We start from the raw sequence: 23,116 nt of genomic DNA, 5'->3' as shown, positions 1-23,116 counted from the left end.
GGAAGAACAATAAAGGAGCCCCCATGCCCAGCCTCAATCCCAGCGCCGAACAACTGAAACGCTTCGCCGAACAGATGCCGGCTGGCGAGCCGATCCTGATGCTCAATCTGCTGCGCTTCAATCAGCAAGCGGCTTATCCGGCCGACAGTGACCAAGCGCCATGCAGCGGCAAGGAGGCTTATGCCCGCTATAGCCGCACGGCGTTGCAAAAAGTCCGTGCAGCGGGAGGCGACGTCCAGGTGGCGGCCAAAGCTCAGGTTGCGCTGATTGCACCAGAGCAAGAACACTGGGATGAAATGTTGCTGGTGCGATACCCCTCACCGGATGCCTTCCTGGCGATGCTGAGCGATGAGCAATACCAAGCGGCAACTCTCCATCGCACCGCGGCACTGGCCGACTCGCGATTGATCGCGTGCTCCCCTCGCGCCTGACGTCAGGGCTGCACCGCGAGCGCTGCGAGCAGCGCCGCGGTTTCCGCGTCCGGCTCGCCATCGAAGCGCGTCGGACGGTATTTCATCTGAAACGCCGCAATCACATTACGGGTTTCCAGATCCAGATGGCCGTGTTCCGGCACCTTGTAGCCCTGCCTGGCGAGCTGCACCTGGAACCAGGCGACGTCCGGTAGCTGCTGCGCGAACAAGGAGCGTTGACGCTCGACGGTCGCGGCGTCCGGCCAAGCTATCAGCCCTGCGTCGGCCAGGCGCGTCCAAGGAAACAGCGGACCGGGATCGACCTTGCGCTGCGGCGCGATGTCGCTGTGACCGATGACGGCGCCAGGCTTGAGCCCGTGGCGCTGCATGATGTCCTTGAGTAGCACGATCAGCGCATCGATCTGCTGCTCGGAATAGGGGTACCAGAGCCGCCGCCCCTGTGCGTCTTCGATATAGCCTCGATTGACCAACTCGATACCGATAGAGCTGGAATTGAGCCAGGTCCGACCGTTCCACTGGCTCTCCCCGGCATGCCAGGCACGGCGATTCTCGTCCACCAGCCGATAGATCGTCGCAGGCGCCTCACCGATCAGGTAATGGCTGCTGACATCATTTCCCTTGAGAATCTCGAGCGAGCGCGACAGGTCACTGGACGTGTAGTGCAAGACGATGAACTGAGCCCGGCTGTCTTGGCCCAGAGACGTATAGCGGGTATCGATACGTGGCCCACTGGCGCAGCCCGCGAGCAGTACGGCTAACGCGGCGAGGATCAAGGCTTTCATTCGGTACCCCTGGTCGACAACGATATGACGCAGATTTCAGCTTGGGTCGAGCGGTCAGCCGCCCGCAGGACAGCGCCGAGAAGTGACGCAGAACAAGACGGAGGATTATACCGAGGTGACCTGGATGCTCCAGTGCGACCGGTCAGTCCGCTTCGATACGGTTGCGGCCGGCATCTTTAGCCCGGTAAAGCGCTCGGTCGGCGCGCTCGAATACTTGTTCGGCGCTGTCGGTCGCGGCGAAACGAGAAATCCCGCCCGATAGCGTCACCTGGATACGCGCGCCCTTGAAGTGGAACGGACAATCCTGAATGCCCGAGCGCAGGCTATCGAGCAACTGTTGCCCCGCTTCGAGCGGCGTCTCTGGAAGCAACAAGGCGAACTCTTCGCCGCCGAAGCGGGCGATGAAGTCAGTCTTGCGCAGCCGTTTGCGCAACTCGTTGGCAATGATCTTCAGTACCCGATCGCCGGCGAGGTGGCCAAAACTGTCGTTGATACGCTTGAAATGGTCCACATCGAGCACCGCCAGCAGCAGTTGGCCGCCATAGCGCTGCTGGCGCGCCACCTCCAGTTCCAGACGCTCGTCCCAGCCGGCGCGATTCGGCAGCTCGGTCAGCGGGTCCCGCAAGGCTTTCTGTCGTTGCTCTTCGAGATGCTCGCGCATCCCGGCCGCAGATTGCTCCAGACTCGCGACACGTCCGATCAGAGTGCCGAGTCGCTCACTCAACTGCTGCTCGTGCTCACTGCGCTGGCGCTGGTAAATGTCGACTGTCTCCAACAGTCCATCCAAGCGGGTCTGAACCGCCTGCTTCAGAGTCGGCAGATCCTTGGCTTCGAGCATGCTGCTCTGCAGCCCGCCCACCTGCTGGCGCAGCTCTTCATCCAGGGCGAGGGCCGCTTCCTTGCTCTGCACGTGTCCTTCTCGCGCCGCGCTGAGGCTCTCCTGCATCGTAGCCAGGCGTTCGTTCAGCAGTTTCAGGTAGCTCTCGAATTCACGCTGCCCCTGGTCGGCCACGGCGAGCATCAGCTGGGCCAGGTCATCCAGCACCGGCACCAGCTCATACCAGTTCAGACCCTGTTCTATCCGCTCACGCAGGCCCTGCGCCTGAGGCTGCTGGTGCTCGGGTAGCTGCAGATCATCGAGCAGGCCGACCAGGGTCGACTCGACACGTTCGGCAATGGCGCTATAGGCCTGCTCCGGCGACGGAGGCAAAAGATACGGATCGCTCTCCTGCACTGCCGGGGGTGCTGCTGATCCTGCCGGGATAGCTTCCACTTCGGAATCCCGTGGCGCGATATCAACGGCCTCGCGAGGCGCTTCAGCCTCCGTCATGGCGGAAACTTCGTCCACCACCTGCCGCGCCTGCTCAGCCGTTACATGCAGCTCCCTAGCGCCCAGTTCCGAACGCGAGCCATTGGTTCCCGCCACGGATGGTAACGATTCACCGGCAACATCCGACGCCGCCTGGGCGGTGCGTTCTCGCTGGCCAAACAAGCGACTCAGCAGGCCCGTCGAAGGTGGCGCACCCGCCGTCTGCGCAGCCAGTACCTGACGCTGGAGCTCACCAAACTCGCTCAACAGGCCGGGCAGTTCGCGCGATTGGGCGGCGCGATCACCGATCTGGCGCGAGAATTTTTTCAATGGGCCACGGATTTCACTGGGCAGCGGCAATTCAAGCAGCTGCGCGGCCAGCCGATCGAACGCCTCGGTCAGCCGCTTGAGTCGTTCCTGCTTGCTGCGCTCGGTATCCAGTACCGCTCGCTCGAGCCGCGGTACCAGGGCACCCAACCGATCATCCTGTACATCGTCACGCAGCACCTCACGCAGTTCGCGCATGCATTGCTCGACGGCTGGGTCGGCACCATCTACGGCAAAACTGCTGCGTACCAGGCTACGACGCAGCAGATCGAGTCGCGTATTCCAACGCTTTTCTAGCTGCTCCTGCTGCTCCAGCGAGTGCAGGTATTTTTCCTTCCAGCGCAGTGCTTCATCGCTCATTCCGATGCACTCGCCGCGACCGGCAACATATCGCCACGCAACGCATCGGGCAGACGAATCTCCACGGCGACCGGCAAATGATCGGAGCTGGCCTGCGCCAATACATCGACACGCTCGAGCGTCAGGCTCGGGCTCAGCAATATGTGATCGAGACAGCGCTGCGGACGCCAGCTGGGGAAGGTTGCCTGGATCTGCGGCGCTTGCAGGCCGAGGTCACGTAGTGGTGAATGCTCGAGCAAGTCGCTGGCATGAGTATTCATGTCGCCCATCAGGACCTGATGACGGTAGCCACCGATCAACTCGCGAATGTAAGCCAGTTGGCGCGTTCTGACGCCGCCACCCAGGGCCAGGTGCATGACCACTACGACCAACGCATCCTCACCTTCACCGAAGCGCAGCAGGATGGCGCCGCGTCCAGACGGGCCGGGTAGTGGATGATCCTCCAGCCCCTGCGGCTCCAGCCGGCTGAGCACACCGTTGCTGTGTTGGGCAAAACGGCCGAGATTGCGATTCAGCTGTTGATACCAGTAAGGAAAAGCCCCGAGTTGCGCGAGCTGTTCGACCTGATTGACATAGCCGGAACGCATGCTGCCACCGTCGGCCTCCTGCAGCGCCACCAGATCGTAATTACCAAGCAGGTCGCCAATGCGCTGGAGGTTTCCGGCCCGCCCCGGGTGCGGCAACAGGTGCTGCCAGCTTCGGGTCAGATAGTGGTGGTAGCGCTCGGTACTGATACCGACCTGGATGTTGAAGCTGAGCAGGCGCAACCGACCGTCACATGGAAGCCCGCTGGAGTCCAGACAGAGCGGATTGACATTCGCCTGGCGAGACCCGGCCAGACGCGGTGAACTCCAACGGCGCAACATGGGGCTTACCGGGCTGCGCGTTCTTTATCGATCAGAAAGTCGGCCACTTCCAGCGCACGTTGCGGACCACCCGCGGAGCCGATGTCAAAACGGTACTTACCGTTGACGATCATCACCGGCACTCCAGTGATTTGGTAGGCCATGGCCAGCTTCTTCGCCTGCTCGGCACGGCTCTTCACACCGAACGAGTTGTAGGCTTTCAGAAACGCCTCAGAATCTACCCCCTGCCCCGCCAGGAACTCGGCCATTTTCTCAGGCGTTTCCAGCTTGTTGCCGTCGCGGTGATAGGCGTTGAAAACTGCGTCATGAACCTTCTGCTCGACACCCATCGACTCGAGGGCCAGGAACATCTGGCCATGCACGTTCCAAACGCCGCCGAACATGGCCGGAATACGCTTGAAGTCCACATCATCGGGCAGCTGCGCAACCCACGGATTGATCGTCGGCTCGAATTGATAGCAATGCGGGCAGCCGTACCAGAACAGCTCGACCACCTCGATCTTGCCTGGCTCGGCCACGGGCACTGGCGTCTTGAGTTCGACATACTCCTTGCCCGCCTGGAAATCCGCCGCGTGAGCGGCCAAGCCGAACAGGCTGGCGGTGACAAGAACGGCACTGAGAACGAGTTTACGCATGATGACTCCTTGGCTTTGAGCGGCTGACCGACAGCGCCACAGGCTGCAGCAAATCATCTTTGCTCGCCAGCGCTTTTCGACGCTTTTCAATATCTTGACAATCATTGTAGCGATGCCAAAAACAAAAAAGGCGTTCAGGTTCGCGACCTGAACGCCCTCCTTATCGGCCGTAGCCGATGCTGTCAGTGCAGACCCTGAATGTAACTCGACAGGGCTTCAATATCCTTGTTGCTCAGCTTGGACGCGATGGTCCGCATGATCGCCGCATCGCCATCGTTGGTGCGGTTGCCTTCGCGGAAGTCGGTCAACTGCTTGGCGGTGTAAGCCGCATGCTGGCCGCCCAGATGCGGGAAGCCCGCCAGGTTGTTACCCACGCCATCCGGCGAGTGGCAGCCGGTGCAGGCCGGCATACCATCTTCAACCTTGCCACCACGGAAAAGCTTCTCGCCTCGGGCAACCAGCGCCGGATCCGCCATGCCGACGGTCACCTTCTGGCTGGCGAAGTAGGCGGCGATGTCCTGAAGATCCTGATCGCTGTACGGCTCTAGCATGCCGGTCATTTCCAGTACCTTGCGGCCAACACCAGGCTCGGCGGTAGGACTGCTACCGGCCTTGATGTCCTGCAGCTGCTTGAACAGATAGCGCTCGCCTTGTCCTGCCAGTTTAGGGAAGTTCGGTGCGGCGCTGTTGCCATCGGCACCGTGGCAGGCGCCACAAACTGCAACCTTCTCCTTACCGGCTTCGGCATTTCCAGCCGCTTGGGCGATACCGGTGATGCCAAGGGTCAACAGCAGACTCACGAGTACTTTGTTCATCAGCTCATCCAACTACGGCTAAAGGGGTTTAAAGAAATCTTATTCGGCAAGCCGACCGCTGGGGTCATGGCCCGCTCGTTAAAAGTGGCGCCTGATCTAGCACCCGAACGGCCTGCCGACGTGCCCTTCATGACAGCCGGAGGAACCGTGGTACAGGGCGGTTTTAAGACCAAAGCGCACACAAAATCTGCGGCATTATATACTGGCGCTCTTGAAACGGAAATGAACCATTGCCGCACCCCGCGCACTCACCGGAAAGCCCATGCTCCCCAAAAACCCGATTCTCGGCCTCTGCCAGCAAGCCACGTTCATGACCAGCGCCGCCAAGGTCGATCAATGCCCGGCTGACGAGGGCCTTGAAGTCGCTTTCGCCGGCCGGTCGAATGCGGGCAAGTCCAGCGCGCTGAACACGCTCACCCACGCCAGCCTCGCTCGTACTTCGAAGACGCCGGGTCGTACCCAGCTGCTCAACTTCTTCCGCCTCGATGATGATCACCGCCTGGTCGATCTTCCCGGCTATGGTTACGCCAAGGTGCCGATCCCGTTGAAGCAGCATTGGCAACGTCACCTCGAGGCGTATCTGAGCAGCCGCGAGAGCCTCGCCGGCGTATTCCTGATGATGGACATCCGCCACCCCCTGACCGAGTTCGACCGGATGATGCTCGACTGGTCGAGCGCCAGCGAGATGCCGCTGCATATCCTGCTGACCAAGTCGGACAAGCTCGCCTTCGGTGCGGCGAAAAACGCCCTGCTGGCGATCCAGCGAGACATTCGCAAGGGCTGGGGAGATGGGGTCAGCGTGCAATTATTCTCAGCGCCCAAGCGGCAGGGCGTGGAAGAAGCGCAGCTGAAACTGGCTGAACTGCTTGGAATGCTGGAAGAAGACGCAGAAGCACAAGGCTGACGCTGCAACAGCGCCGCAGAGCGGATCACGTTTAACGATCCACCCTGCGGAATTGCGGCGGATGCAAGAAAGCGGCATCCGCCTACACCGCGGCAGTTCAGTCCCGGTAATCCTCGACAGGCACACAGGCGCAGAATAGATTTCGATCGCCGAAGACGTTGTCGACCCGGTTTACCGCCGGCCAGTATTTGTGCGCCTGGGTGTGGGCGCTAGGGGTCACGCCCTCGGCGATGCTGTAGGGGCGATCCCACAGGTGGGTCACATCGGCCAGGGTGTGCGGCGCACGAACCAGTGGGTTGTCCTCGGCAGACCAGCCGCCGTCCTGAACCTTGGCAATCTCAGCGCGGATGCTCAGCATCGCCTCGACGAAGCGATCCAACTCCACCTTCGACTCGCTCTCGGTCGGTTCGATCATCAGCGTGCCCGGCACCGGGAACGACATGGTCGGCGCGTGGAAGCCGTAGTCGATCAGGCGTTTGGCGACGTCTTCCTCGGTGATACCGGTCTGCGCCTTCAACGGCCGCAGGTCGATGATGCATTCGTGCGCGACCCGGCCGTTGCGGCCACTGTAGAGCACAGGGAACGCCTCACCGAGGCGCATCGCCAGGTAGTTCGCGCTGAGAATCGCAACTTCGGTGGCATCGCGCAGCTGCGGCCCCATCATGGCGATGTACATCCAGCTGATCGGCAGGATGCTGGCGCTGCCCCAGGGCGCCGCACTGACCGCACCGTTCTGCGGATTCGGCCCTTGCAACTCGATCACCGGATGGTTGGACACGAACGGCTGCAGGTGCGCCTTGATGCCGATCGGGCCCATGCCAGGACCGCCGCCCCCGTGGGGTATGCAGAAGGTTTTGTGCAGGTTCATGTGCGAGACGTCCGCACCGATGTCGGCAGGTCGCGCCAGGCCGACCTGCGCATTGAGGTTGGCGCCGTCCATATAGACCTGGCCGCCCTGCGCATGGATCGCCTCGCAGATTTCGCGGATGCCTTCCTCGTAGACGCCGTGGGTCGATGGGTAGGTAATCATCAGGCAGGACAGCTTGTCGCCTGCTTCGGCGGCCTTGCGCTTGAGATCTTCAAGGTCGACGTTGCCCGCCTTGTCGCACTCGACGATCACAACGCGCATGCTGACCATCTGCGCCGACGCCGGGTTAGTGCCATGCGCCGAGGACGGGATCAGGCAGATATCCCGCTGCCCTTCGCCACGGCTCTCGTGATACTTGCGGATCGCGACCAGGCCCGCGTATTCACCCTGCGCGCCGGAGTTGGGCTGCATCGAGATCGCATCGAAGCCGGTGATCGCACAGAGCCAGGCCTCCAACTCGTCAATCATCAACTTGTAGCCATGCGCCTGTTCCTGCGGAGCGAAGGGATGCAGGTTGGCGAACTCCGGCCAGGTGATGGGGATCATCTCGCTGGTGGCGTTGAGCTTCATGGTGCATGAACCGAGCGGAATCATTGCCTGGTTCAATGCCAGGTCCTTGTTTTCCAGCTGCTTGAGATAGCGCAGCATCTCGGTTTCACTGTGGTGGGTGTTGAAAACCGGGTGAGTCAGATAAGCGCTGCTGCGCTGCAGTTCGGTCGGGATGCCACTGACGATTTCACCCGCGTCCAGCGTCGCGATGTCCAGTCCGTGATCGGCACCGAGAAACACCGCCAGCAGCTGCTCCACGGTCTGTTCGTTACAGGTCTCATCGAGGCTGACACCCAGCTTGCCGCGACCAAGGATACGCAGATTGATCCGCGCGGCCCGGGCGCTTTCGAGGACCGCGGTCTGAGCGCCGCCCACTTCGAGGGTCAGGGTGTCGAAGAAATGCTGGTTGAGGCGCTTGATGCCGTGCCGCTCCAGCGCGCCGGCCAGAATCGACGTCAATCGATGAGTGCGCTGGGCGATGCGCTTGAGCCCCTCGGGGCCGTGGTACACCGCGTAGCAGCTGGCGATGTTGGCCAACAGCACCTGGGCGGTGCAGATGTTGGAGTTGGCCTTCTCGCGACGAATGTGCTGCTCGCGCGTCTGCAGCGCCATGCGCAGCGCCGTGTTACCGCGGGCATCCTTGGACACACCGATGATGCGCCCAGGCATGGCACGTTTGAAGGCGTCACGCGTGGCGAAATAGGCCGCATGCGGGCCGCCGTAGCCCATCGGCACGCCGAAGCGCTGGGTCGAACCGAGCACCACATCCGCGCCGAGTTCGCCCGGTGGCGTCAGCAGCAGCAGGCTGAGCAGATCGGCTGCGACACAGGCCAGCGCCTGCTGGGCATGCAGCGCCTCGATCGCCGGGCGCAAGTCGCGGATCTCGCCGTGGGTGTCGGGGTATTGCAGCAGCGCGCCGAACACCTCCTGCGCCGCGATATCCTCGACGGCGCCGACCACCAGTTCGAAGCCGAAGGCCTCGGCACGGGTCTGCACCACCGAGAGCGTCTGCGGGTGACAGTTCTCATCGACGAAGAAGCGGTTGCTCTTGCTCTTGGCCATGCGCCGCGCCAGCGTCATCCCTTCCGCCGCCGCGGTCGCCTCATCGAGCAGCGAGGCGTTGGCCAGGTCCAGCCCGGTAAGATCGATGGTCAGCTGTTGGAAATTCAGCAGCGCCTCCAGACGGCCCTGAGCGATTTCCGGCTGATAGGGGGTATAGGCGGTATACCAACCCGGATTCTCCAGCACGTTACGCAGGACTACCGGCGGCGTGATGGTGCCGTGATAACCCATGCCGATCAGACTGGTCCAGAGCTGGTTCTGCTCGGCATAGCTGCGCAGCCGTGCCAGTGCGCCCTGCTCGTCCAACGCCGGTGGCAATGCCAGCTCCCCCTGAAGGCGGATCGCCGGCGGTACGGTCTGTTCGACCAACTGCTCACGGCTGGACAAGCCCAGCGCGTCGAGCATGGCTTGCTGTTCAGCCGCATCGGGACCGAGATGGCGACGCAAAAAGGCGTCAGGTTGCTGGAGCTGGGAAAGGCGCGGCACGTGGGACATCACTGCTCTCTCGAAAAAGGAAAGCCCCGACACACAGGCTTTTGTGAAACCGATGTGATCGATTCTCACACACCTGCATCGCGAGGCTTTTTGTTAGGGGACCGCTTAGGCTTCGGCGTCGCAGGAGGCCTTGTAACCCGCTGCGTCGAGCAGCTTGTCCAGTTCAGAAGCGTCGTTCGGCTGGAGCCGGAAGAACCAGCTGCCATAGGGCTCGCTGTTGACCATCTCCGGTGAGTCGGTGAGCTGCTCGTTGACCGCGACCACTTCTCCGGAAATCGGCGCGTAAATGTCCGAAGCGGCCTTTACCGACTCCACCACGCCTGCCTGCTGGCCGGCGGTGAGTTGCTGGCCGATCTCCGGCAGTTCCACATACACCACATCACCCAGGGCTTCCTGGGCGTGATCGGAGATGCCGACGGTTACACTGCCGTCCGCTTCGAGGCGAGCCCACTCGTGGCTGGCGGCGTAACGCAGATCGCTGGGGATGTCGCTCATTCGTATGTCCTCAAAAAAACTGTCGGTTTGCGGGCACGAAACAGGCTCGACCGCCCGCTGCTAGGAAGCAGTTGGCCGAATTTACACCAGTACTTTGCCGTGACGCACGAAAGTCGGCTGCACCACGCGCACGGGATACCACTTACCGCGGATCTCCACTTCGGCGCGGTCACCGGCTGCGGCCGGCACACGCGCCAGCGCGATGGCTTTGCCAAGCGTAGGCGAAAAACTGCCGCTGGTAATTTCGCCTTCGCCAACACCATTGACCCGCACGGTCTGATGGGCACGCAGCACGCCGCGCTCTTCGAGCACCAGACCCACGAGTTTCGGCAGGTCGCTTTGTTCTTTCTGCACTTGCAGCGCCGCGCGGCCGATGAAGTCACGTTCGGCCGGCTCCCAGGCCACGGTCCAGCCCATGTTGGCTTGCAGCGGCGAGACGTCTTCGGTCATGTCCTGGCCGTAGAGATTCAGGCCCGCCTCGAGGCGCAGCGTGTCACGCGCACCCAATCCGATTGGTGAAATACCGGCCCCGACCAGTTCACTGAGAAAATCGGGGGCCTGCTCGGCCGGCAGAATGATCTCCAGACCATCCTCGCCGGTATAGCCGGTGCGCCCGATGAACCAGTCCCCAGCGGCCCGGCCATGAAACGGCTTCAATTCCTGAATCAGCGCGGCCCGAGGCTGACTGACCAGCTCAGCCGTTTTGGCTCGCGCCTGCGGTCCCTGGATAGCCAGCATCGCCAGCTCGGGTCGCTCGGTCACTTCGACGGCAAAGCCTTCCGCCTGCGCCTGCATCCAGGCCAGATCCTTATCGCGAGTGCTGGCGTTGACGACCAGGCGGTAGCCCCAGTCGGTGAGATAAACGATAAGGTCATCGATCACGCCGCCGCGCTCATTGAGCATCGCTGTGTACAGCGCTTTACCTACCGGCCCGAGGCGGCTCACATCGTTGGCCAGCAGGCGCTGGAGATAGCTCATGGCGTCGGGGCCCGCGACGTCGACCACCGTCATGTGAGAGACGTCGAACACTCCACAATCACGTCGCACCTGGTGATGCTCCTCTACCTGGGAGCCGTAATGCAGCGGCATGTCCCAGCCGCCGAAGTCGACCATCTTGGCGCCAAGTGCGAGGTGTTGATCGTAGAGGGGAGTACGCTGACCCATGGGTTTCTCCTTCCGGGCAGGTCGCCGAAGCGGCGTGGGTGAAGCTCATTAGAGTCGAGCAGACAAGCCCGACGATTTTTGAATGGCGCGCATTGTAGCCCCAAGGATGTGACAGGTCACGGTGCGGCGATGGAGCGAATGCTCAACCCGCTCGTCGGGCCGAACGGCGTATCAACAGGATGACCGGCAACAGGCCCACCAGCACCAGCGTCAGCGCAGGCAGCGCAGCACGCGCCCACTCGCCTTCGCTGGTCATTTCGAAGATTCTCACCGACAGCGTGTCCCACCCGAACGGGCGCATCAACAGCGTCGCCGGCATTTCCTTCAGCACGTCGACGAATACCAGCAGTGCAGCGCTCAACGTGCCGGGCAACAGCAACGGCAGATATACCCGGAAAAACAGCGCCGGCCCGCCCACACCAAGGCTGCGCGACGCTTGCGGTAGTGACGGACGGATTCGCGCCAGCGCGCTTTCCAGTGGGCCGAACGCGACGGCCATGAAACGGATCAGATAAGCCAACAGCAAGGCCGCAAGGCTACCGAGCAGGAACGGCTTGCCGGCGCCGCCTAGCCATGCGGACAGAGGAATGACCAGTTCACGATCGAGATAGCTGAACGCGAGCATGATCGAAACCGCCAGCACCGAACCCGGCAGCGCATAGCCCAGGTTTGCCAACCCAACAGCTGTCTTCACCGTGCGTACCGGTGCCTGGCGCCGAGCAAAGGCCAGCAGCAACGCCACCGCGACCGTGATAAAGGCCGCCAGGCCTCCCAGGTAGAGCGTATGCAGAATCAACCCGGTATATCGCTCATCGAGATCGAATCGCCCACGCTGCCAGAGCCACACCAGCAGCTGCAGCACCGGAACGACGAAGGCGCAGAGAAACACCAGGCCGCACCAACTGCTGGCGGCGAGCGCCTTGATTCCATGTAGTCGATAAAGCACAGCCGAGCGAGCCCGGTCATTGGTGGGTCTGGCCGCACCGCGCGCACGGCGTTCGCCGTAGAGCACCAGCATCACCGCCAGCAGCAACAGGCTGGCCAACTGAGTCGCGCTGGTGAGGCTGAAGAACCCGTACCAGGTCTTGTAGATGGCGGTGGTGAAAGTATCGAAGTTGAATACCGCGACAGCTCCGAAATCGGCCAGCGTTTCCATCAATGCCAAGGCCAGCCCGGCGCCGATTGCCGGCCGCGCCATCGGCAATGCCACGCTCCAGAACGCTCGCCAGGGCGACTGCCCGAGGACTCGCGCCGCCTCCATCAATCCCTTGCCCTGGGCGATGAATGCCGAGCGCGCCAAGAGATACACGTAGGGGTAGAAGACCAGGACCAAAACGATGATCACCCCGCCGGTGGAACGGACCCGAGGAAAGCGTACCCCGCTGCCGAACCACTCGCGTGCCAACGTCTGTACCGGGCCGGCGAAATCCAGCAGGCCGATGAAGACGAATGCCAGCACGTAGGCGGGAATCGCGAAGGGCAACATCAGCGCCCAGTCAAGCCAGCGCCGCCCCGGAAATTCGCACAACGAAGTCAGCCACGCCAGGCTGACCCCAAGCACCGTCACCCCTAAGCCGACACCCAGGACCAGCGTCAGCGTGTTGCCAAGCAGTCGTGGCATCTGGGTTTGCCAGAGGTGCGACCAAATGCCCGTGTCGATGTCGCTCCAGCTGAACAGCAGGACGCTAAGCGGCAGCAATACCAGCGCGGCGACGGCAAGGGAGATAGGGTACCAACGGTGCTCGACAGGGTGGGACACTCAGGCCTCGGAAGCAAAAATGACAACGCCCCCGGAGCATGCCGGGGGCGTCGAGTATAACGACAGCGATAGCTGTAAGCAGTGTGGCGCCGAGACCGAGAAGCCGAAGCCTTTCTTTGCCCGGCGCCGTGATATGAAACCTGCTTGCAGCTCGCCGCAGCCGATTAGTTCCAGCCGGCACGGTCCATCAGCATGATGGCTTCAGCCTGCCGCTTGCCGGCAACCTCGACCGGAATGGTGTCCGCCTTGAAATCGCCCCACGCGGCGACCTCCGCAGAAGGCTTCACATTCGGGTTGGCCGGGAACTCCATGTTGATGTCGGCGAAAATGTTCTGTGCCTCCGGCGAGGTCATCCACTCCACCAACTTCTGTGCCGCTTCGGGGTGCGGTGCGTACTTGGTCAGGCCGATGCCTGACAGGTTGACGTGTACGCCGCGATCACCCTGGTTTGGCCAGAACAGCTTGGCTTTCAGCTCAGGATTCTGCGCATGCAGGCGGCCGAAGTAATAGGTGTTGACGATACCCACGTCGCACTGGCCGGCATCGACTGCTTGAATCAAGGCAGTGTCATCGGCAAATACGTCGGTTGCGAGATTATCCACCCAACCCTTGATGATCGCCTCGGTCTTCTCAGCGCCGTGGGTCTCGATCAGCGTGGCCGTCAGCGACTGGTTATAGACCTTCTTGCTGGTGCGCAGGCACAGACGGCCTTCCCAGTTCTTGTCCGCCAGCGCTTCGTAGGTGGTCAACTCGCCCTTCTCGACCCGCTCGGGCGAGTAGACGATGGTCCGAGCACGCAGCGACAGGCCAGTCCAGGCGTTGCTGGATGAGCGGTACTGGGCGGGAATATTGTCCTGGATCACCTGGGACTTCAGTGGCTGCAGGATGCCCATCTGCTCGGCCTGCCAAAGGTTGCCGCCATCCACCGTCAACAGTAGATCCGCCGGCGTGTTCTCGCCTTCGGCCTTGATGCGAGCCATCAGCGGCGCTTCCTTGTCGGTGATGAACTTGACGTTGACGCCGGTTTTGGCCGTGTAGGCATCGAAAACAGGCTTGATCAATTCATCGATCCGCGAGGAGTAAACCACCACTTCATCGGCAGCCTGTACAGCGCTCGACAGCGCAGTGAGCGCCAGAGCGGCGAGTAAACCTTTGCTTGCCTGCATGGATCAGCCTCATTTCATTGATGAACGAGGCTGAATAGTAGTGAATGTCATTTACTTTCTCAACGCGACTATTCGCGCCACCCGGAGACCGCGAGCCATCGTCGGTCAGACGCGTGCCAGATCCGGTAGATCACCGCTCAGACCCAAAGCCTGACGCACGAACAATGCCTTGGCTTCCGGCATGGCCTGAATCGCTTTCAGGCCGGTATTGCGCAGCCAGCGCAGCGGCAGAGGATCGGCCTGGAACAGGCGCTCGAAGCCTTCCATCGCAGCCATCATGGCCAGGTTATGCGGCATCCGGCGTCGTTCGAAACGGCCCAATACACGGGGATCACCCAACTGGGCACCCCGAGCGGTAGCCGCCAGCAGTACCTCTGCAAGCACTGCGGCATCAAGCAAGCCTAGGTTCACGCCCTGCCCCGCCAGGGGGTGGATGGTGTGCGCAGCATCGCCAATGAGCGCCAGGCCTGGTTGCACATAGCGCTTGGCATGGCGCTGCCGCAAGGGAATACAAAGGCGCGGATCGGCCTTCAGAACCTCGCCCAAGCGGTATTCGAAGGCCCGCCCAAGCGCCTGACAGAACGCTTGATCGTCGAGAGCCATCAGACGCTGAGCCTCGTCTTCGGTGGCCGACCAGACGATGGAGCACCAATGCGGATCGTCTCCGCGTTGCAGCGGCAGGAAGGCCAACGGGCCGTCATCGGTGAAGCGCTGCCAGGCCGTCTGCTGATTCGGTTCGGCACAGCGCACACTGGTCACGATGGCATGGTGCAGATAATCCCATTCGCGCGTTTCGCAACCTGCCAGACGGCGGACCGCGGAGTTGGCGCCATCGGCCGCAACCACCAGACCGGCGCTGAGTTGTTGCCCGTCGGCCAGGGTCAGGGTCCAGCCATGTTCGTTCTGCTGCATTCGCTCCAGACGTGCGTTGGCCAGCAATTCGATCGAGCCATGCGCCTCCAAAACCTCTAGCAGGGCGTTCTGCACCACAGCGTTCTCGACGATGTGGCCGAGCACCTCGGCATGTACCGATGCGGCGGAAAAATGAATTTGCCCGGTGCCGGAGCCATCCCACACATGCATATCGGTATAGGGGCTGGCACGGCGCCGGACGATTCCAGACCAGGCGCCGACACGCTCGAGAATCCGCTGGCTGGCGACGGACAACGCACTGACACGCGGTTCGAATGGGGCGTCGGGGGCGAAAGTCTGGACGTCCAGCGGGCCGGCATCGATCAGCTTGATGGCGAAGCCGGCGTCTTGCAGTGCCAAGGCCAGAGTACTGCCGACCATCCCGGCACCGACGATGATGAGGTCCGCTTGCATTGCTGCTCTCCTACACCGCGCCGGCCTTCGGCTGCGGCATGTCTGGTGGGTCCGCAAGCCGAACTGACGGCCCTGCGCATTACACGCTCGATACTCAACCCGGCAGGACTGCTCCCGCCGTAGCTCTCCAATCGCCCGGAACGGTCCAATGCTGAGCGGGTTCAGGAAACAACTCGACCACTCCGAACGATCAGCCCAAGACGCTCAACGTTCGCGTACGCCCAGCCCCATCGCTTGCCGCGCAAACCAGCTCTTGGCTGGCGGCATGAGATCCAACCCCAGCAGTCCGACGTTGCGCGCCGCGCTGGAAAGACGGGCCGAATCACCGAACAGCTGGGTCAGCCGATCGGAAAAACCCACGGTGAGTCGCTGATCCGTCCGCTGCTGCCGATGATAAGCCTGCAGCACACCCAGATCCCCCAATCCCTTAGGACTGCTCAATAGCGCATTCGCGAGCGCCTCGGTGTCTCGCAGAGACAGGTTGTATCCCTGCCCTGCGATAGGGTGCAAGCTGTGCGCGGCGTTACCCAGTACGACCAACCCGGAGCGAACCTGTTCTGCTGCCTCTATCAGCATCAGCGGATAGAGATGCCTCGCCCCGACCTGCTGGAAACCTCCCAAGCGATAGCCGAACGCCTGTTGCAGTTCGCCGAGAAACTCCGCTTCCGAGAGCGCGGCCAGACGCGCTGCATCCTGCTCCGAACGCGTCCAGACCAAGGCGCAGCGATTGTCCTGCAACGGCAACAGCGCCATCGGCCCGCTATCGGTGAAGCGCTCGAACGCCTGTCCGCCATGAGGCTTGCCCGGCGTCACGTTGGCGATCAGCGCCGTTTGATCATAAGGCGTGCACTTGATCTCGATGCCGAGTTGCTCGCGCAATGCGGACCGCCCCCCGTCGGCGAGCACGGCCAAATCGCAGTCAAGCTGTTGCCGGTCAGTCAGGATCAGCCGATAACCGCCGTCCAAGGGCTGCATGCGCTCGACTTCGGCGGGGCAATGACGAACCACGACCCGATCATCCAGCGCCTGCCACAGGCAATGACCAATCCAGGCGTTTTCCACGACATAGCCCAGTGCAGGCACCTGCTCGGTGCTTGCATCGAGCCGAGCAGCACCCGCCCGCCCGCGATCGGAAACATGGATGCGGCTGATCGGCTCAACACGCTCGGCAATCCGCTCCCAGACGCCCAACCGCTGGTAGATCAGCCGGGTACCGTAGGAAAGCGCGGTGGAGCGCGCGTCGTAGCTGGGCTGATATTCATTGCCCGGCTCGAACGGCTCGATCAGCTCGATGGTCCAGCCGCGTTGCCTGGCGCCCTGCTGCAGCGCCAGCGCCAGGCTGGCACCGACCAGTCCGCCACCCACGATGGCGAGCCGACCCATGCCTAGGCGACCTCGGAGGCGGTCGCCATCAAGGCCTCGATTTCCGCGACGGTCTTGGGCACACCGGTGGTGAGGATGTCGCAGCCGGTGCGGGTCACAACCACATCATCCTCGATGCGAACACCAATGCCGCGCCATTTCTTCGCCACGTCCTGGTTGTCAGCGGCGATATAGATGCCCGGCTCGACAGTCATCGCCATGCCCGGCTCGAGCACGCGCCACTCGCCGCCGACCTTGTAGTCGCCGACATCATGGACATCCATGCCCAGCCAGTGACCGGCGCGATGCATATAGAAAGGCTTGTAGGCTTCGGCGGCGATCAGCTCCTCGACATCGCCCTGAAGCAGACCCAGCTCGACCAGTCCGGCCGTGATGACTTGAACGGTAGCCTCGTGGGCCTCGTTCCAATGCTTGCCGGGCGCAATATGCTTGAAGGCCTCTTCATTGGCCGCCAGCACCAGCTCGTAGATCGCTTTCTGTTCGGCTGAAAAGCGACCGCTGACCGGGAAAGTGCGGGTAATGTCGCTGGCGTAGCAGTCGATCTCACAGCCGGCATCGATCAGCACCAGGTCGCCATCCTTAAGCACCGCATCGTTCTCGCGGTAATGCAGAATGCAGGCGTTCTTGCCAGCCGCGACGATGGAGCCGTAAGCCGGCATCTTCGCCCCGCCCTTGCGAAACTCGTAGTCCAGCTCCGCTTCCAGGTGATATTCGTAGAGGCCTGGGCGACTGGCTTGCATGGCGCGAACATGGGCGCGGGCGGAGATCTCCGCCGCGGCGCGCATCACCTTCACCTCGTTGGTCGATTTGTACAAACGCAGGTCATGCAACAGATGGTCGAGGGCGACGAACTCGTTCGGCGGCTGCGCTCCTTGACGCGCCTTGGAGCGGATAGTGTTGATCCACTCCATCAACCGGTGATCGAATTCCTGATTGCTGCCGATGGCGTAGTAAACCCGTGAACGCCCTTCTATCAGGCCAGGCAGAATGTCGTCGATATCGCCGATGGGAAAGGCGTCATCAGCGCCATACTCGGAGATGGCCCCGTCCTGGCCCGCCCGCAACCCGTCCCACAGTTCCCGCGCCGGATCGCGTTCACGACAGAACAGCACATATTCGCCATGCTCGCGGCCCGGGATCAGCGCAATCACCGATTCCGGCTCAGGGAACCCGGACAGATATTGAAAATCACTGTCCTGGCGGTAGATGTGCTCGACGTCGCGATTGCGGATGTACATCGGCGCCGCCGGCAGGATGGCGATGCTGTTGGGTTCCATCTCGGCCATCAGCGCCTTGCGCCGACGGCTGTATTCCGACTTCGGGATGCGGGTCATGAACGGCTGGGTCCTCAATGCAAGGAGGGCTTGGGTGCCGGCGGTACCGGCTTTGCACACTCGGTGAACAGCAGCAGTGGCGCCACGCGCAGGTATTCCATGACTTCCATGTAGTCACTTTCACCGTCCTCCGACTCCTCCAGGGAGTCTTGGATCTGCGCGATGGCTGCCAGATCCTGCAGGACTTCCATGGCCTCGCCGCTCAGCGCGCGGTCACCGGCGATCAGGCCGAAGCCGGTCAGGAAGCTCTGGCACCATTGCCCCAGGGCAAGCGCGCGCTCGGCGAGCGGTGCATCATCGGAGGGCAGCAGCAGCACGATGGCGATGTCGTCACCGGCAAGCTCGCCTTTGACCATCTCCTGCAAGCCGATAAGCGCCTGGCGCACCGACTCCTCGGGCTCGGTGCCGAGCAGCTCGGCTGCATCGGTCAACCAGATGTCGACATCGAAACCGGCGCCGGCACAGCTGCGCCCGAGCAAAAGCCCGTGCAGCTCGGCGGGTGTGACGGGTTGGGCACTGCTGGTCAGCAATGTGGCGAAAGCGGCATACGGCGAGTTCTGAATGGGCATTGGCGGCTAGGCGCGCAGTGGCGCTAATGACTAGAATGAGGCCTTGTATCCTAGCATCGGCAAACGAGCCAAGACCATCGAAGCCGGACCGCCAGATGCTCGCGCCACTTACCGGGAATCCCATGGAAGACGCCGATCTGCAATTGCTGACCGCCAAGCTGGAACAGCTGATTCAGCGCATCGAGCAACTCAAGGTGCAGAATCGCTTGCTGCTTCACAGCGAGCAGGCCTGGCGCGAGGAACGCGCTCATCTGATTGAAAAGAACGAAATGGCACGAGTGAAGGTCGAATCAATGATTTCGCGCCTGAAAGCCCTGGAGCAGGACTCATGACCCAGCCGAACACCGTAACCGTGCACATCATGGACAAGGAATACTGCATTTCCTGCCCACCCGAAGAACGCAGCAACCTCGAAGGCGCCGCGCAGTACCTGGACCGCAAGATGCGGGAAATCCGCAGCAGCGGAAAGGTCATTGGCGCCGACCGTGTCGCGGTAATGGCCGCGCTCAACATCACCCATGAATTGCTACACAAGCATGACCGGCTGGACGCCGAAGCCAACAGCGCCCGCGAGCACGTCCGCGTTTTGCTTGAGCGGGTCGACAGCGCGCTGGCCACTGATCCAAACCCCTCCAGCAACTGATGAACGGCAGACAGATTGCGTTATAATTCCGCCCACTCCCTGGCATGTTCGCCAGTCGGCGATGACCCTCTCCCGATAAGCAACACCATGGAGGCTACACGTAGTGCCGGTGTGCATGTCCGCCTGACGGAAAGCCTTAAGGTACTCTGTAGTCGCCACCTTGAACTCTCGGGTTCAAGGGCCTACGCTGGCAGCGGCATGCTGGGGAGCCTCATTTCATGATCGCAGCCGAAGGCCTCTCGCGCCCGGCGCTGCGACGTCAATTGCGACAAGCTCGCCGCCAGCTCTCGCCCGTCCAGCAACGTCAGGCCGCAAGAAACCTTTATCGGCAACTGGCTCAGCATCCGCTGTTTCGCCGTGCGCGCCACGTCGCTCTGTATTTGCCCAACGACGGTGAAATAGATCCCCGCCCGCTGTTACTGGAAGCGCAACGACGCGGCAAGGCGACCTACTTGCCGGTGCTCAATGCCTGGCCACGCACGCGCATGGTGTTCCAGCGAATACTTCCGAACGAGCAGCTGAAGCCGAACCGATTCGGTATCTCCGAGCCGGTTTTTTGTCATGCCCGTCAGCGCTCCATCTGGGCCCTCGATCTAATTCTTATGCCGCTGGTGGGGTTCGACGAACACGGTGGCCGGCTGGGCATGGGAGGGGGCTTTTATGATCGCAGCCTGGCCTACCGCAGTAGGCGCAAAAAAGGTCACAAACCGACGCTTCTAGGCCTTGCCCACGAATGTCAGAAGGTTGATCGCTTGCCATTGGCCAGCTGGGATGTGAGCTTGGAGGCTACGGTGACGGGCCGGGGCTGGTATGCGAAGCGAGGCGGGAATAGCTGAGGAATATCTGGGGCCGCGTCCATGCGGCGGGCGCGCTCAGCGCTGAAGCTGTTGCGAATGACTGATCGGAACCATTGAAGACGTGTCGCCTGGCCGATCCCACAACCCCTGGGTGTAGCCCGTTGTCACGACCCCGAGGCCAAAAATCAGTACCAGGATCCAAAGAATGTCTGGCTTGCGTTTCATAGTTTTCGCCTCCCCCTGCTAGGCGACAGTGTTACGTCGAGTCAGTATCGTTTTAGTTTTCCAGACTCGACAATGCCAACCTCAAGCGCGGCATTCTCCGCCATGCCTCGGTACAGCGCAAACTTGCGTTGCGACCGATTGTCGGGGATGTTGCGTTTGAGAACCCATCAATGCAATCAGCAGCGAGCAAAGACCATGCCGTATTGGTTGATGAAGTCCGAACCGGACGAATTTTCTATTCGAAACCTGGAGCAACTCGGCACGAGTCGCTGGGATGGCGTACGCAACTACCAGGCCCGCAATTTCCTTCGCCAGATGGCTGAAGGTGACCGGTTCTTCTTCTACCACTCAAGCTGCGCCACGCCTGGTATCGCCGGAATAGGAGAAATTCAGCGCACCGCCTATCCCGACCCGACCGCCCTTGACCCCGACAGCAGCTATTTTGACGTCAAGGCCCACGAAACAAAAAACCCCTGGAGCGCCGTAGACGTCGGCTTTGTCGAACGCTTCGATTCGACGCTGACGTTACCTCGACTCAAAGCGGAGCCGGCTCTCGCGCAGATGCCATTAGTACAGAAGGGTAGCAGGCTCTCAGTAATGCCGGTCAGTGAAAGCGAGTGGCTCGCCATTCTCGGTATGCGCTGAGCCATTGGGCTGCCGTGCCCTCGGGCCACTATTGAACAATCAGATTATTGAACAGCAGGTCTTCCACCAAGGGCTCACCTTCTTCCTGAGTGAGCACCGCCTGTACCTGCTTGAGCGCTTCCTGCCGAAGGGTTTCCTTGGCCTCGACCGCTCCGAGGCTGGCGTCGGTCTGTTGCGAAAATAGCGTCACCAGCTGATTGCGGATTAACGGCTCGTGATGCTTGACCTTCGCTTCCGCCTCACTCCCGCTGACACGCAGCGCAATGTCGGCCTTGTAGTACTTCAGCCTGCCGCCCGAACCGTAGTTTCCTACCAACGCAGGGACCAACGCGTAATAGATGGTTTTGGTGGCGGCCGCATCGGCTTCGGACGTTTCGGCCAGAACCGGCTGCGCCATACAAAGCGCGAAGAAAACAGCAAGAAGTTGCTTCACGTGAAAACTCCAAGGGATACGGTCACCAGCATAACCAGTGCCACGCGCGGACCCAAGCCCGGCCTTATGTATCGCCATCAGGACAGACCATGCTCATTGCACCCCGCGAGCAGGCTCCTAGACTGGTTGAACTCGAAAATGGCAATGGCCCCTCTCTGACGACAATAAGGAAAACCCGATGAAAGCTGTCCTGTGCAAAGAATTCGGCCCGGCCGAGAAACTCGTCATCGAAGAAATCGATAGCCCGCAGGTCAAGAAGGGCGAGGTGCTGCTCGATGTACATGCCGCCGGCGTCAACTTTCCGGACACGCTGATTATCGAAGGCAAGTATCAGTTCAAGCCGCCCTTTCCGTTTTCGCCGGGCGGTGAGGCTGCAGGCGTGGTCGCCGCGGTGGGCGAGAACATTACCCACTTGAAAGTCGGCGACCGCGTCATGGGGTTGACGGGCTGGGGCAGCTTTGCCGAGCAAGTCGCCGTCCCGGGAGACAATGTGCTGCCAGTTCCACCTAGCATGAGTTTCGAGACGGCTGCGGCCTTCAGCATGACCTATGGCACCTCGATGCATGCACTCAAACAACGCGCCAACCTGCAGCCCGGCGAAACCCTGCTGGTCCTGGGCGCATCGGGCGGCGTCGGCTTGGCCGCCGTCGAGATCGGCAAGGCAATGGGGGCCAGAGTCATCGCCGCCGCGTCCTCCGCCGAGAAGCTCGAGGTCGCAAAGGCTGCGGGTGCCGATGAGCTGATCAACTACACAGACAGCAGCCTCAAGGAGCGCCTGAAGGAACTGACCGACGGCCAGGGTGTAGACGTGATTTACGATCCAGTGGGCGGCAAGCTGTTCGAAGAAGCGTTTCGCAGCATTGCCTGGAACGGCCGCATGCTGGTGGTCGGCTTTGCCGCCGGCGATATACCTTCGCTGCCGGCCAATCTGCCACTGCTCAAGGGTGCCTCGCTGATAGGGGTGTTCTGGGGCAGCTTCGCCCGCCGTCAGCCGCATGACAACGCTGCCAACTTCAAGCAGCTGTTTGCCTGGCACGCCGAAGGCAAGCTGAAGCCCTTGGTATCGCAGACCTTCGCGCTTGAGCAGACCGCCAACGCGATCAACACGCTGGCCCAGCGCAAGGCTGTGGGCAAACTGGTCGTGAAGGTACGCTGAGAACCGTAAACCGCTAGCGCGGGACGCCAGGCGTCCCGCGCTAGCGTGTAACGAGAGGATCTTACGAAAGGACGCTAATCAGTGAGCGGTAGCCGGCGCTTCGCCGCCCTGCTGCATGCGAGCCATTTCCTGGGCATACAGCGCATCGAAGTTCACCGGTGCCAGCATTAGCGCCGGGAAAGAACCACGAGTGACCAGGCTGTCCAAGGTTTCGCGGGCATAGGGGAACAGGATGTTCGGGCAGAAGGCGCCAAGCGTGTGACTCATGGCTTGGGCTTCAAGCCCCTTGATCAGGAAAATACCGGCCTGCTGGACTTCGGCGATGAACGCCACCTCCTCGCCCGTCTTGACGGTAACCGACAGAGTCAACACCACCTCATGGAAATCGTTTTCGAGCGACTTCTGCTTTGTGTTCAGGTCCAGCGCAACGCTCGGATTCCACTCCTGACGGAAGATTTCTGGACTTTTCGGCGCCTCGAAAGAAAGGTCTCGAACATAGATCCGCTGCAGGGAAAACTGTGCGCCCTGCTCGTCCTGACCAGCCGCTGCGCCGTTGTTTGCTTGTTCAGTCATGTGAAGCCTTCTTGTTGTGCATGTCGTGTTGGAGATCGCCCTGCC

At 61.6% G+C, this 23,116-nt stretch carries 23 protein-coding genes and 1 other RNA gene; 8 read left to right on the top strand and 16 right to left on the bottom strand.

Annotated elements, in window-relative coordinates:
* Positions 1-23: 23 nt before the first annotated feature.
* Entirely contained in the window at positions 24-431 is a 408-nt protein-coding gene (locus ACL0K2_RS15040; RefSeq protein ID WP_045164083.1) for a DUF1330 domain-containing protein, read from the top strand.
* Positions 432-433: 2 nt separating this feature from the next.
* Here ACL0K2_RS15040 and ACL0K2_RS15035 read toward each other — a convergent pair whose 3' ends face one another.
* From ACL0K2_RS15035 to ACL0K2_RS15015, 5 genes are all read right to left on the bottom strand, one after another.
* Positions 434-1,213, bottom strand: a complete 780-nt coding sequence (locus tag ACL0K2_RS15035; RefSeq protein ID WP_413042941.1) for an N-acetylmuramoyl-L-alanine amidase — start codon at positions 1,211-1,213, stop codon at positions 434-436.
* Between the two features lie 142 nt (positions 1,214-1,355).
* On the bottom strand, positions 1,356-3,209 hold the full coding sequence (locus ACL0K2_RS15030; RefSeq protein ID WP_413042940.1) for a GGDEF domain-containing protein: 1,854 nt from the start codon (positions 3,207-3,209) through the stop codon (positions 1,356-1,358).
* Positions 3,206-4,075 (bottom strand): endonuclease/exonuclease/phosphatase family protein, encoded by an 870-nt coding sequence (locus tag ACL0K2_RS15025; RefSeq protein ID WP_045164086.1) that lies wholly within the window; start codon positions 4,073-4,075, stop codon positions 3,206-3,208. Before ACL0K2_RS15025 ends, ACL0K2_RS15030 begins: the two co-directional genes overlap by 4 nt.
* 5 nt (positions 4,076-4,080) lie before the next feature.
* Entirely contained in the window at positions 4,081-4,710 is a 630-nt protein-coding gene (locus ACL0K2_RS15020) for a thiol:disulfide interchange protein DsbA/DsbL (RefSeq protein ID WP_045164087.1), read from the bottom strand.
* A gap of 182 nt (positions 4,711-4,892) precedes the next feature.
* Positions 4,893-5,525, bottom strand: a complete 633-nt coding sequence (locus ACL0K2_RS15015; RefSeq protein WP_045164088.1) for a c-type cytochrome — start codon at positions 5,523-5,525, stop codon at positions 4,893-4,895.
* Between the two features lie 262 nt (positions 5,526-5,787).
* Between ACL0K2_RS15015 and yihA the strand changes: the two genes are divergently transcribed.
* A complete protein-coding gene (gene yihA, locus ACL0K2_RS15010) occupies positions 5,788-6,429 on the top strand; it encodes a ribosome biogenesis GTP-binding protein YihA/YsxC (RefSeq protein WP_045164089.1) in 642 nt (213 codons plus the stop codon).
* 97 nt (positions 6,430-6,526) lie between these two features.
* On the opposite strand, the gene gcvP is transcribed toward yihA, so the two are convergent.
* The 9 genes from gcvP to ACL0K2_RS14965 all read right to left on the bottom strand — a co-directional run bounded on the left by gcvP (position 6,527) and on the right by ACL0K2_RS14965 (position 18,599).
* Complete coding sequence (gcvP, locus tag ACL0K2_RS15005; RefSeq protein ID WP_413042939.1) at positions 6,527-9,403, bottom strand: aminomethyl-transferring glycine dehydrogenase; 2,877 nt, start codon at positions 9,401-9,403, stop codon at positions 6,527-6,529.
* Between the two features lie 105 nt (positions 9,404-9,508).
* Positions 9,509-9,898, bottom strand: a complete 390-nt coding sequence (gcvH, locus tag ACL0K2_RS15000) for a glycine cleavage system protein GcvH (protein WP_045164091.1) — start codon at positions 9,896-9,898, stop codon at positions 9,509-9,511.
* Between the two features lie 81 nt (positions 9,899-9,979).
* Positions 9,980-11,062, bottom strand: coding sequence for a glycine cleavage system aminomethyltransferase GcvT (gene gcvT, locus ACL0K2_RS14995; protein ID WP_045164092.1), 1,083 nt, complete (start codon positions 11,060-11,062; stop codon positions 9,980-9,982).
* Between the two features lie 142 nt (positions 11,063-11,204).
* The gene (locus ACL0K2_RS14990) at positions 11,205-12,821 is read right to left on the bottom strand and encodes an ABC transporter permease (RefSeq protein WP_413042938.1); all 1,617 of its coding nucleotides are present in this window, start codon (positions 12,819-12,821) and stop codon (positions 11,205-11,207) included.
* Positions 12,822-12,985: 164 nt separating this feature from the next.
* The gene (locus ACL0K2_RS14985) at positions 12,986-13,987 is read right to left on the bottom strand and encodes an extracellular solute-binding protein (protein WP_045164095.1); all 1,002 of its coding nucleotides are present in this window, start codon (positions 13,985-13,987) and stop codon (positions 12,986-12,988) included.
* Between the two features lie 105 nt (positions 13,988-14,092).
* Positions 14,093-15,313 (bottom strand): 2-octaprenyl-3-methyl-6-methoxy-1,4-benzoquinol hydroxylase, encoded by a 1,221-nt coding sequence (locus ACL0K2_RS14980; protein ID WP_045164096.1) that lies wholly within the window; start codon positions 15,311-15,313, stop codon positions 14,093-14,095.
* Positions 15,314-15,517: 204 nt separating this feature from the next.
* On the bottom strand, positions 15,518-16,696 hold the full coding sequence (gene ubiH / locus ACL0K2_RS14975) for a 2-octaprenyl-6-methoxyphenyl hydroxylase (protein WP_045164097.1): 1,179 nt from the start codon (positions 16,694-16,696) through the stop codon (positions 15,518-15,520).
* Positions 16,697-16,698: 2 nt separating this feature from the next.
* A complete protein-coding gene (pepP, locus tag ACL0K2_RS14970; RefSeq protein ID WP_413042937.1) occupies positions 16,699-18,030 on the bottom strand; it encodes a Xaa-Pro aminopeptidase in 1,332 nt (443 codons plus the stop codon).
* Between the two features lie 14 nt (positions 18,031-18,044).
* Positions 18,045-18,599: a YecA family protein gene (locus ACL0K2_RS14965; RefSeq protein WP_413042936.1), complete on the bottom strand. Its 555-nt coding sequence runs from the start codon at positions 18,597-18,599 to the stop codon at positions 18,045-18,047.
* A 122-nt stretch (positions 18,600-18,721) separates the two neighbouring features.
* Here ACL0K2_RS14965 and ACL0K2_RS14960 point away from each other — a divergent pair, with 122 nt between their 5' ends.
* The 5 genes from ACL0K2_RS14960 to ACL0K2_RS14940 all read left to right on the top strand — a co-directional run bounded on the left by ACL0K2_RS14960 (position 18,722) and on the right by ACL0K2_RS14940 (position 20,909).
* The gene (locus ACL0K2_RS14960; RefSeq protein WP_045164100.1) at positions 18,722-18,931 is read left to right on the top strand and encodes a TIGR02449 family protein; all 210 of its coding nucleotides are present in this window, start codon (positions 18,722-18,724) and stop codon (positions 18,929-18,931) included.
* The gene (locus ACL0K2_RS14955) at positions 18,928-19,242 is read left to right on the top strand and encodes a cell division protein ZapA (RefSeq protein WP_045164101.1); all 315 of its coding nucleotides are present in this window, start codon (positions 18,928-18,930) and stop codon (positions 19,240-19,242) included. Before ACL0K2_RS14960 ends, ACL0K2_RS14955 begins: the two co-directional genes overlap by 4 nt.
* A gap of 33 nt (positions 19,243-19,275) precedes the next feature.
* Positions 19,276-19,454: non-coding RNA, 6S RNA (ssrS, locus tag ACL0K2_RS14950), on the top strand.
* A gap of 6 nt (positions 19,455-19,460) precedes the next feature.
* Positions 19,461-20,078 (top strand): 5-formyltetrahydrofolate cyclo-ligase, encoded by a 618-nt coding sequence (locus ACL0K2_RS14945; protein WP_045164102.1) that lies wholly within the window; start codon positions 19,461-19,463, stop codon positions 20,076-20,078.
* Positions 20,079-20,459: 381 nt separating this feature from the next.
* Positions 20,460-20,909, top strand: a complete 450-nt coding sequence (locus ACL0K2_RS14940; protein ID WP_239611281.1) for an EVE domain-containing protein — start codon at positions 20,460-20,462, stop codon at positions 20,907-20,909.
* Positions 20,910-20,937: 28 nt separating this feature from the next.
* On the opposite strand, the gene ACL0K2_RS14935 is transcribed toward ACL0K2_RS14940, so the two are convergent.
* Entirely contained in the window at positions 20,938-21,306 is a 369-nt protein-coding gene (locus ACL0K2_RS14935; protein ID WP_413044478.1) for a flagellar basal body-associated FliL family protein, read from the bottom strand.
* 214 nt (positions 21,307-21,520) lie between these two features.
* On the opposite strand from ACL0K2_RS14935, the gene ACL0K2_RS14930 reads away from it, so the two are divergent.
* A complete protein-coding gene (locus ACL0K2_RS14930) occupies positions 21,521-22,498 on the top strand; it encodes an NADPH:quinone oxidoreductase family protein (protein WP_239611283.1) in 978 nt (325 codons plus the stop codon).
* Between the two features lie 78 nt (positions 22,499-22,576).
* Here ACL0K2_RS14930 and secB read toward each other — a convergent pair whose 3' ends face one another.
* On the bottom strand, positions 22,577-23,071 hold the full coding sequence (secB, locus tag ACL0K2_RS14925) for a protein-export chaperone SecB (RefSeq protein ID WP_045164107.1): 495 nt from the start codon (positions 23,069-23,071) through the stop codon (positions 22,577-22,579).
* Between the last annotated feature and the right edge of the window lie 45 nt (positions 23,072-23,116).

Source organism: Pseudomonas sp. YJ42 (assembly GCF_047225135.1).
In the GTDB taxonomy this organism is placed as follows: domain Bacteria; phylum Pseudomonadota; class Gammaproteobacteria; order Pseudomonadales; family Pseudomonadaceae; genus Stutzerimonas; species Stutzerimonas stutzeri_E.
This window is presented reverse-complemented; position numbering and strand designations above follow the sequence as displayed.

Coding starts and splice junctions, on each gene's coding strand:
- ACL0K2_RS15040 (WP_045164083.1), top strand. CDS start 24: ATGCCCAGCCTCAATCCCAGCGCCGAACAACTGAAACGCTTCGCCGAA.
- ACL0K2_RS15035 (WP_413042941.1), bottom strand. CDS start 1,213: ATGAAAGCCTTGATCCTCGCCGCGTTAGCCGTACTGCTCGCGGGCTGC.
- ACL0K2_RS15030 (WP_413042940.1), bottom strand. CDS start 3,209: ATGAGCGATGAAGCACTGCGCTGGAAGGAAAAATACCTGCACTCGCTG.
- ACL0K2_RS15025 (WP_045164086.1), bottom strand. CDS start 4,075: ATGTTGCGCCGTTGGAGTTCACCGCGTCTGGCCGGGTCTCGCCAGGCG.
- ACL0K2_RS15020 (WP_045164087.1), bottom strand. CDS start 4,710: ATGCGTAAACTCGTTCTCAGTGCCGTTCTTGTCACCGCCAGCCTGTTC.
- ACL0K2_RS15015 (WP_045164088.1), bottom strand. CDS start 5,525: ATGAACAAAGTACTCGTGAGTCTGCTGTTGACCCTTGGCATCACCGGT.
- yihA (WP_045164089.1), top strand. CDS start 5,788: ATGCTCCCCAAAAACCCGATTCTCGGCCTCTGCCAGCAAGCCACGTTC.
- gcvP (WP_413042939.1), bottom strand. CDS start 9,403: ATGTCCCACGTGCCGCGCCTTTCCCAGCTCCAGCAACCTGACGCCTTT.
- gcvH (WP_045164091.1), bottom strand. CDS start 9,898: ATGAGCGACATCCCCAGCGATCTGCGTTACGCCGCCAGCCACGAGTGG.
- gcvT (WP_045164092.1), bottom strand. CDS start 11,062: ATGGGTCAGCGTACTCCCCTCTACGATCAACACCTCGCACTTGGCGCC.
- ACL0K2_RS14985 (WP_045164095.1), bottom strand. CDS start 13,987: ATGCAGGCAAGCAAAGGTTTACTCGCCGCTCTGGCGCTCACTGCGCTG.
- ACL0K2_RS14980 (WP_045164096.1), bottom strand. CDS start 15,313: ATGCAAGCGGACCTCATCATCGTCGGTGCCGGGATGGTCGGCAGTACT.
- ubiH (WP_045164097.1), bottom strand. CDS start 16,696: ATGGGTCGGCTCGCCATCGTGGGTGGCGGACTGGTCGGTGCCAGCCTG.
- pepP (WP_413042937.1), bottom strand. CDS start 18,030: ATGACCCGCATCCCGAAGTCGGAATACAGCCGTCGGCGCAAGGCGCTG.
- ACL0K2_RS14965 (WP_413042936.1), bottom strand. CDS start 18,599: ATGCCCATTCAGAACTCGCCGTATGCCGCTTTCGCCACATTGCTGACC.
- ACL0K2_RS14960 (WP_045164100.1), top strand. CDS start 18,722: ATGGAAGACGCCGATCTGCAATTGCTGACCGCCAAGCTGGAACAGCTG.
- ACL0K2_RS14955 (WP_045164101.1), top strand. CDS start 18,928: ATGACCCAGCCGAACACCGTAACCGTGCACATCATGGACAAGGAATAC.
- ACL0K2_RS14945 (WP_045164102.1), top strand. CDS start 19,461: ATGATCGCAGCCGAAGGCCTCTCGCGCCCGGCGCTGCGACGTCAATTG.
- ACL0K2_RS14940 (WP_239611281.1), top strand. CDS start 20,460: ATGCCGTATTGGTTGATGAAGTCCGAACCGGACGAATTTTCTATTCGA.
- ACL0K2_RS14935 (WP_413044478.1), bottom strand. CDS start 21,306: ATGGCGCAGCCGGTTCTGGCCGAAACGTCCGAAGCCGATGCGGCCGCC.
- ACL0K2_RS14930 (WP_239611283.1), top strand. CDS start 21,521: ATGAAAGCTGTCCTGTGCAAAGAATTCGGCCCGGCCGAGAAACTCGTC.
- secB (WP_045164107.1), bottom strand. CDS start 23,071: ATGACTGAACAAGCAAACAACGGCGCAGCGGCTGGTCAGGACGAGCAG.